The 7,423-nt window shown below is 74.2% G+C and carries 7 protein-coding genes and 1 pseudogene; 4 read left to right on the top strand and 4 right to left on the bottom strand.

Annotated elements, in window-relative coordinates; genetic code table 11:
* Positions 1–572 precede the first annotated feature (572 nt).
* A complete protein-coding gene (locus tag BI06_RS31270) occupies positions 573–1,076 on the bottom strand; it encodes a hypothetical protein (RefSeq protein ID WP_051742312.1) in 504 nt (167 codons plus the stop codon).
* Positions 1,077–1,172: 96 nt separating this feature from the next.
* Here BI06_RS31270 and BI06_RS31265 point away from each other — a divergent pair, with 96 nt between their 5' ends.
* Positions 1,173–1,538, top strand: a complete 366-nt coding sequence (locus BI06_RS31265) for a MerR family transcriptional regulator (RefSeq protein ID WP_030394318.1) — start codon at positions 1,173–1,175, stop codon at positions 1,536–1,538.
* Positions 1,539–1,842: 304 nt separating this feature from the next.
* Positions 1,843–2,739 (top strand): polysaccharide deacetylase family protein, encoded by an 897-nt coding sequence (locus tag BI06_RS31260; RefSeq protein WP_043473841.1) that lies wholly within the window; start codon positions 1,843–1,845, stop codon positions 2,737–2,739.
* A 56-nt stretch (positions 2,740–2,795) separates the two neighbouring features.
* Here BI06_RS31260 and BI06_RS46920 read toward each other — a convergent pair.
* Positions 2,796–3,173, bottom strand: a pseudogene (locus BI06_RS46920) (ATP-binding protein); the annotation flags it as partial.
* Entirely contained in the window at positions 3,140–3,637 is a 498-nt protein-coding gene (locus tag BI06_RS31250) for a transposase (protein ID WP_051742308.1), read from the bottom strand. The pseudogene BI06_RS46920 and the gene BI06_RS31250, both read right to left, overlap by 34 nt.
* Before the next feature lie 602 nt (positions 3,638–4,239).
* Between BI06_RS31250 and BI06_RS31245 the strand changes: the two genes are divergently transcribed.
* Both BI06_RS31245 and BI06_RS31240 read left to right on the top strand, forming a co-directional pair.
* The gene (locus tag BI06_RS31245) at positions 4,240–4,794 is read left to right on the top strand and encodes a SigE family RNA polymerase sigma factor (RefSeq protein WP_030394315.1); all 555 of its coding nucleotides are present in this window, start codon (positions 4,240–4,242) and stop codon (positions 4,792–4,794) included.
* Positions 4,795–4,842: 48 nt separating this feature from the next.
* Positions 4,843–5,640, top strand: coding sequence for a hypothetical protein (locus tag BI06_RS31240; protein ID WP_043473835.1), 798 nt, complete (start codon positions 4,843–4,845; stop codon positions 5,638–5,640).
* A gap of 1,173 nt (positions 5,641–6,813) precedes the next feature.
* Here the strand turns inward: BI06_RS31240 and BI06_RS31235 are convergent.
* Positions 6,814–7,423 (bottom strand): dienelactone hydrolase family protein (locus BI06_RS31235; protein ID WP_043473832.1); only part of this gene is annotated, 610 nt, incomplete at its 5' end.

Below are 7,423 nucleotides of genomic sequence, written 5' to 3'. Positions count from 1 at the left end.
TCGCTGCGCCCGTCCGTTCGCCGCGCCCGCTCGTTCGTGCTGCGCCTGTTGGCCGGAGAGTGCCGGCACCGGCGTCCGGTGTCGCGGGCCGTCCCGCTCCGGTGGGCCGTCGCAGGCCGGCGACGGCCGTGGTGGCGTGGTGGAGCGGGACGGCCCGCGGTGGTCCGGTCCGGTCGGTGTCCGCCGCGGTGTTCCCGGGCGGGTCGGGTCGGGGTCGGCTCTGCCGGTCCGGCGGGTTCGGTGACCGGGGCGAGGGGGGTCTGCTGCCCGTGGGGGTGGCCGGGTGCGGCGGGGTGCGTGCCGCGAGCCGTGCCGCGAGCGGTGCCGTGGGCGGGTCCGGGCGGCGCGACCGGGGGGTGCTCCGGCAGCCGCTCGGCGACGGGGCCGGGCGGGGGCGTCGACCGGGCGGGGGAGAAGGCCGGCCCCGGCTTGGTGCGCCCCCGTGCGGACAGCCCCCGCCGGTGCCGCCCCGCCCCCGTGCCGCGCCCGGCGCGGTGGGCCCGGTGGGCGCGGTGGGGTGTGTGTCGGGGGTGGCGGTGCGGGGGCTGTCGGTGTCGCAAGGGGGGTGGGTGTTATCGGTTGGGTGTGTCGAGCGGGTACCTGTCGGTGCGGCCGGCCACCGGGTGGGTGCGGTCGGCCGCCGGGCCGGCCACCGGGCGGGTGCGTCCGGTGCGCGGCCACAGTGCCAACTGGGTGATGCCCCAGGCGATTTCGAGGGTGAGGAAGGGCCACAGGATCCGTGGGGCGCCGTGGGCGAGCGCGTAGGCCATCCATGAGGAGAACAGGACGCGTGCGACGGCGTCGAGCAGTCCGTGCAGGGGCAGTGGCCGGACGATGCGCAGGGCGGCCCAGACGGTCACGACCGAGCCCATCAGGTTGGCGTACAGGGTCTGCCACGTATCGGGTGCGGGCAGGACGCCCCAGCCGAGGCTGTCGCCCAGGGAGGAGAGCGCGTGGTGGACCGGTGTGTAGGTCCAGGGTGTCGCGAATCCCGCGGTGACGGCGAGGTCGTACCAGGCGCTGGCGCGTACGACACGCAGGTAGGAGGGACGTGCGGGGGCGCAGGGGCGGTTCACGGCGGGGCTCCGGGTGGTCGGGGTCGGTGGCCTCCCATGCTGGACAGTGGAGTACGGTCCAGGGTCAAGTCCACGATCCGGGAGGGGCGCCGGGGCATGCGTATCGGGGAGCTGGCCGCGCGGACGGGGTTGACGAGGGACACGATCCGCTTCTACGAGAAGTCGGGGCTGCTGGTGTCCGGGCGTACGGCCAACGGGTACCGCGTTTTTTCGCCCGGGGCGGTGGAGTGGTTGCGCTACGTGCGCACCGCGCAGGCGCTCGGGTTCTCCCTGGCGGAGATCGCGCGCACCGGTGAGGAGTTGCGCGGGGCGGCGGACACCGCCGGGGCGCTGTCCGCGCTGTTCGAGGAGAAGATCCGTGTCGTGGACGCGCGCATGGCCGAACTCGCGGTCCTGCGTGCCGAACTCGCCGCGCGGGTGGGCACCGGGTGCCCGCTGCGGGCGTCCGGTGCGCCCGGCTGACGACACGGCCCGCGGCCACGACGGGGGCCCGGCCGTTCACCGGGGCCGCCGACCGGGGCCGCCGACCGGGGCCGCCGCGTACCGGCCGGGGACCGGTCCTCGGGGCGCCGGGGGCGTCCGGGGAACGGCCGCGTGAGTACCGGGGGCGGGCTTCGTTCACGGTCAGCAGCAGCGGTTGTTCGCCGGTTTCGGCGGCAGTTGGTGCTCGGCAAGTTCGTGGATGTCCGCGAGAATTGACGGCGGTGTCGCCTCGGGGCGGTCGAATTCCGGTGCGTGACGTCCGGCTGGGTCTCAGACTGCGGACATGGATGAAACCACCGATCCCGCGGCCGTCGCGCCTGCAGAGCAGTCGAGTCAGCTACTGGGGTATCCACCTGGTGCGCGGCTGCTGATCGTCAACTGCGACGACTTCGGGATGTATCCGGCGATCAACGCGGCGGTGATCGAGTCGATCGAAGAGGGCATCGCGAGTTCATGCAGCCTGATGGTCCCGTGTCCCGCAGCGCCGCAGGCCTTGGAGATGCTCAGCCGACGCCCGCGGATCCCGTTCGGGATCCACCTCACCCTGGTGTGCGAGATGCCCGACATGCCGTGGGGGCCGCTGACCGCCAGGGAACGAGTTCCTTCACTGCTGGACCCTGCAGGCGAGCTGTTCTCACCGTCGCCCGCCGGACGGGCGGCCTTGCTCGGCCAGGCTCGGCTCGATGAGATCGAACTCGAGTTCCGCGCCCAGATCAACGCCGTCGCCGACGCCGGACTCGCGCCGACCCATCTGGACTTCCATTGTCTGGCCGACGGCGGCCGCGACGACATCCTCGACCTGACCGTTGTGCTGGCCGCGGAGTACGGCCTCGCAGTCCGGGTCTGGCTCGATCCCGGGCGCCGGACGATGCGCGAACGCGGGCTGCCGGTCACCGACAACGACTTTCTGGACAGCTTCTCCCTGGGCCTCGAAGGGAAGGCTGAACGATACGCCCGGATGCTGCGCGACCTGCCTGCGGGACTCAATGAATGGGCGGTGCACCCCGGTCTGGGCGACGAGGAGTCGCAGGCCGTCGACGGTGGCCGGTCCGTGCGCCGGACAGACTACGAGTTCCTGACTTCGCAGCAGGCCCGTGATGTTCTCCAGCAGGAGGACATAGCCGTCATCGACTATCGAACGGTCCAGCAAGTCTGGTCCCGGGGCACGAGCTTCGGATGAGCGGTCCGGCCCGTCACCCGTGCGGGTGACGGGCCGCGCCTGTCGGGGCGCTGAGGTCAGCCGACCTTGGCGGGTGCTTGGGCCCGGGCCCGGGTGCTGGCGAGGCGGTGGGAGTCAATGCCGGTCTCGATGACGGTGCCGTTGAAGGTGCGGCGGTCGACGATGGCCGCGCAGAGGCGGGGGTCGGTGAAGGTCTTGGCCCAGCCCGCCGAAGGACTCGTTGGCGGCGATGGCGACGCTGTTCTTCTCCTCGCGTTCGGTGAGGACCTGGAAGAGGAGTTCGGCGCCTCGGCGGTCGAGTTCCATGTAGCCGAGCTCATCGGTGCAGAGCAGGTCGACGCGGCCGTAGCGGGCGATCTCCTGTTCGGCTGCTTCTCGTCGGCGGCCTCCACCAGCTTGTTCAGCAGCTTGGTGGCGAGCGTGTAGCGGAGCAGGTCACCCATGCGCCGGCGGGCTTCACCGTCACGTCGCCGAAGTCGACCTCGGCCTCCATGCCGGGCTGGTGTGTCTGCGGGATGAACGCCCCGGTCGGGGCCTTGCCCGACTCCACCAGGATCTGCGGCTTGCGGTCGGCGACGTAGCGGCGGACCTGCTGGTAGGAGATGTCGGCGCCGTGCTCCTCGACGAGGCGGTGGAGGATCCGGGTGAGCGTGTGCCGCTGCTTGCGCGGCGCGTCCAGGTCGGCCTGCAGGATTCCGTCGATCACCGCCTTGTACGGGTCCAGCGCGGTGGCCCGGGGCGGGAGCTTCTTCCGCGGCTCCGGCCGGACGGAGTCCACGGCCTTCCTGATCGTCCGCCACGACACGTTGTACGTGCGCTCGATCTCCCGCAGCTTCATGCCGTCGCGGTGGTCGCGCCGGATCGCGGCGTACAGCTCGACCTTCGACATCTGCGGCATGACCAGGGCCCTTCACCATGAGCACTCCCGATGCTGGCTTGGCAAGCACCCCGGTGACGTCAGAACTCGTGAACATCACCCGTCCGTGGTTCGGCGTGCCTCCCGAACTCGTGAACAACTGACTCACGACTCGTGATTGAAGCCGGCCCGCGGTGTGCCGGGCCGGTCCCGCGTGCCGGGCGCGCAGCGAGGAGTACGGGTCCCCTGGGGGCGGCGGGAGCGGGACCGGCGCCGGGGTGTCCGCCGGCGGCCGTGCCACGCACGGCACCGGCGGCAGCGCGAGCGGGAGGCCGAGGCCCGGGCGCGGCGCGGTGCGGGGCGGGGCGGTGCGTCGGCTCCGGACACCGGAGCCGGGGCCGGGGCCGGGGGCCGGGGCCGGGACCGCTTCACGCGGACGGGGCCGGTGGAGAGGCGGGCGGCGGTTACCGGGCCGGACGGCGGAGGACGGCCGGTGCCCGCCGATCCTCCCCGGGGCCGCCGTCGTACCCGCCCGTTCGGGTGCCGAACGGCGTCGCCCGAAGCTGCTGGGGAACCGGGGTGTGACACCCGCGGGGGGTCACCGCGTCCTTGGACCCGCAAGGGTGTCGGAGCAAGGGATGACGATGAACCGCAGGAGTGCCGCCCGCCGCAGCGAGGACAGCGAGTTCCGGGAGTTCGCCCTCGGGCGTTTCGACCAGCTGTACCGCTCGGCCTGCATGCTGACCGGCGGCGACACCCATCTCGCCGAGGACCTCGTGCAGGAGACCCTGGCGCGGATGCACGCGATATGGCGTCGAACGACCTGGCTGCCGGGTATCTCCACCGGCAAACGGATCGACAACCCGACCGCCTACGCGCACAGCGTCCTGGTGCGCCGGTTCCTCAGCCACCACCGCCTGCGCAGCAGCACCGAGCGGCCGGTCGGCGAGCTCCCCGACCTTCCCGTCCGCGTGACGGGCGACAGCGACCTGCGGCTCGTGCTGATCCACGCCCTGGCCCAGCTCTCCGACCGGGACCGGGCGGTGCTCGTCCTGCGCTACTGGGAGGACCGCAGCGTCGAGGAGACCGCCGACATCCTCCGGTCCACCCCGGGAGCCGTACGGACACAGAGCTACCGGGCGCTGGGGCGACTGCGCTCACTGCTCGGCGACCGCCTCGGCGACCTGATCACCCGCTGACACCACCACCCGTCACCCGTCCTCGACGGATCGAAAGGCGTAGCACCCATGGCAGAGGAACACCGCGCGGACCCGCGTTTCGAGGGCGTCCTCGGCGACGCGTTCTCGGCGGTCGGCGAAAGCTTCCGGCCCACCACCGGCCCCCGGCTCGACGAGGTGACCGCCCGGGGGCGCGCGCTGCGCCGTCGTCGGACGGCCGCTTTCGCGGGAGGTGTCACCGCGGTCGCGGTGATCGGCGTGGGCGGCGTGTTCGCCGCCGGTCTCGGCGCCGCCCCCGCCCGGTCGGGCGGTTCGGTCGAGGCGCCGGCGGCCCCGAGCAGCGCCGCGTCGCCCGTCCCGTCGCCGAGCGTCCTGACGCGGCCCGCGCAGGCGAATCCCGACGCGGTCCCGCCGAGTGCGGAGGCCCACCCCGAGGGGGGCGAGGTCCTGGCCGTGGCCGCGACCCTGCTGCCCGCCGGTCTCGCCCCGGCCGACGCGAGCACGGGGGAGGGCTTCGCCAGCTTCAACGTCGACGACGGCAGGGGCAAGAGCGAGGTCCAGGTCTACGTCGCCAAGCAGCCCGCCGGTGCCCCCGACCCGCGGTACGACTATTCCACCGTCCTTCCGGACGGCAGCAGGCTGGTGGTCCAGCAGGGAGCACCGATGTCCGGCAGCGGGTCGGTCCGGTGGTCGGTGGAGATACTGCACCCCGACGGCACCAGGGTCGTCGTACGGGCCTTCAACACCGCGGTCCGCAGGAACACGGCCAAGGCCGAGCCCGGCCGTTCCACCCCGCCCCTCACCCTCGACCAGCTCAGGGCCATCGCGACCAGCCCCACCTGGCTGCAGCACAGCGGCAAGAAGTAGAACCACACGGCCCGCCCCGCGGGCCGGCCCGGGCGGGGAGGGCCTGTGCCAGTTCCCCGGTGCGCGAGGGCGGGGCAGGGGCCGGCGGGGGCAGGTGCGGCGGCGGTTGCGAAGGAGGAAGGCCTCGGTCGGATCCTGCGTCGTCGGGGTTGCCGCGAGCGGCGCCCGCGGCTGCGGCGGGGTGTTCGCGCGGCAGGCGATCTCGTTGCGGACCAGGACGTCCGGGTCCTCGGTCAGCGGGTCGCGGCGCGCTGCGGGGAGTTCGGGGTGGGCGGCGACGGCACGGCGCACACCGGGATCCGGATCGCGGGCCGGTTCCGGGGGCGGGGGTGAGCGCCTGGCGGTGGCGGCGCGCGGGCCCTCTCGGAACTGCGCGCCCGTCCCGGAGCGCCGCCCGTCCCGGAGCACCGCCCGCCCCGGCGCGCCCACCGGCCGACGCGCGTCCGCACGGTCGGCGCGACAGCGCGCCACCTGCGGACCGGATCGTCCGGGGCGGTACGGCGATGTCCCGTCGCACGTGGTCCTGACCGTTCGTCCGGTGCGACGTCGAGGCGCCACCAGGCGGCGGTCCGGTTCTCCGCGAGAGCCTCGGTGCGGTGCGGCAGTGCCGGCCGCCGCTCGATGCCGATCGCGGGATCGCCTTCGATCCGGCTCCGGCGCTGCCGCCGGCCGATCGCGTCGCGGACGGCGGACGGCGGACGGCTTCCGGCCGACGGTGCCGGTGTCCGCCCCGCCCGCGCCGCCGGGGCCCGGGGTCTTCGCCGGTGGCGGGTCGTCGGTCGCGGGAAAGGGGGGCGGGAGGCGTCGCGCCCCGGCGGGCGGGCGGGTGGGGCGGCGCCGGGTCCGTCGGTGGGTATCCGTCCCCCGGGTCGTGAGGGAGTTGCGGTTGATCCGCGCGGAGGGGTACGGCCCGGGCGTGCGGCCACCGCAGCGCGGCCCCGCCCCCCGAGTCCGATGGTCGCGACCTCCCGCGGTTCGGCGCCGCCGGGGTGGACGCGCACACCTGGCTCCGTCGGCCGGAGCGCGCCGCCGCGGGTCGCGACGATCACGGCGGGGGCTCCGCCACGGCGGAGCCGGGCGTTTGCTGCGGCGGTCGCGAACGCGCTTCCGGTTCCGCGATCGTGGGTTGGTCCGTGTGCGGTTCCGCTGTGTGCAGTCGAGGGGGAGGGGCTGTCAGTGTCCGGGGCCGGTGTGCTTGCCCGGGTCGTGTGCCGGGGCGTGTGCCGGGTCCGGGGTCACGGGCAGGCACTCGGTGAGCAGGTCGAGGACGTCGCGCCAGGCCCGTTGTGCGTGGCGTGGGTGGTGGCCGACGCCGGGGACGGTGGGGTGGTCGACCGGGGGGTGGTGGAAGGCGTGCAGGGCGCCGCCGTAGATCGTGAGGCGCCAGTCGACGCCTGCGGCCTGCATCTCGGCGGTGAACGCCTCGCGTTGCGCGGGCGCCATGATGGGGTCCTGGGAGCCGACGCCGGCCCACACCGGGCAGCGGATGTTGGCCGCCTCGCCCGGTCGGCCGGTGGTCGTTGCGTTGACCGTTGCGATCGCGTGCAGGTCGGCGCCGGCGCGGCCGAGTTCCAGGGCGACGGCGCCCCCGGTGCCGTAGCCGACGGCGGCGGTCCGCTCGGGGTCGGTGCGCGGTTCGGCGCGCAGCACCCGGAGTGCCGCGCGGCCGATGTCGCGCATCCGGTCGGGATCGGCGAGCAGCGGCAGGCAGCGGGCCAGCATCTGTCCGGGGTCGCCCAGGTAGCGTCCGCCGTGGAGGTCGAAGGCCAGTGCCACGTACCCC

It is taken from the genome of Kitasatospora sp. MBT66 (assembly GCF_000710405.2).
Taxonomy (GTDB): domain Bacteria; phylum Actinomycetota; class Actinomycetes; order Streptomycetales; family Streptomycetaceae; genus Kitasatospora; species Kitasatospora purpeofusca.
Note: the sequence above shows the minus strand (reverse complement) of the source record. Positions and strands in the feature narration are given on the sequence as shown.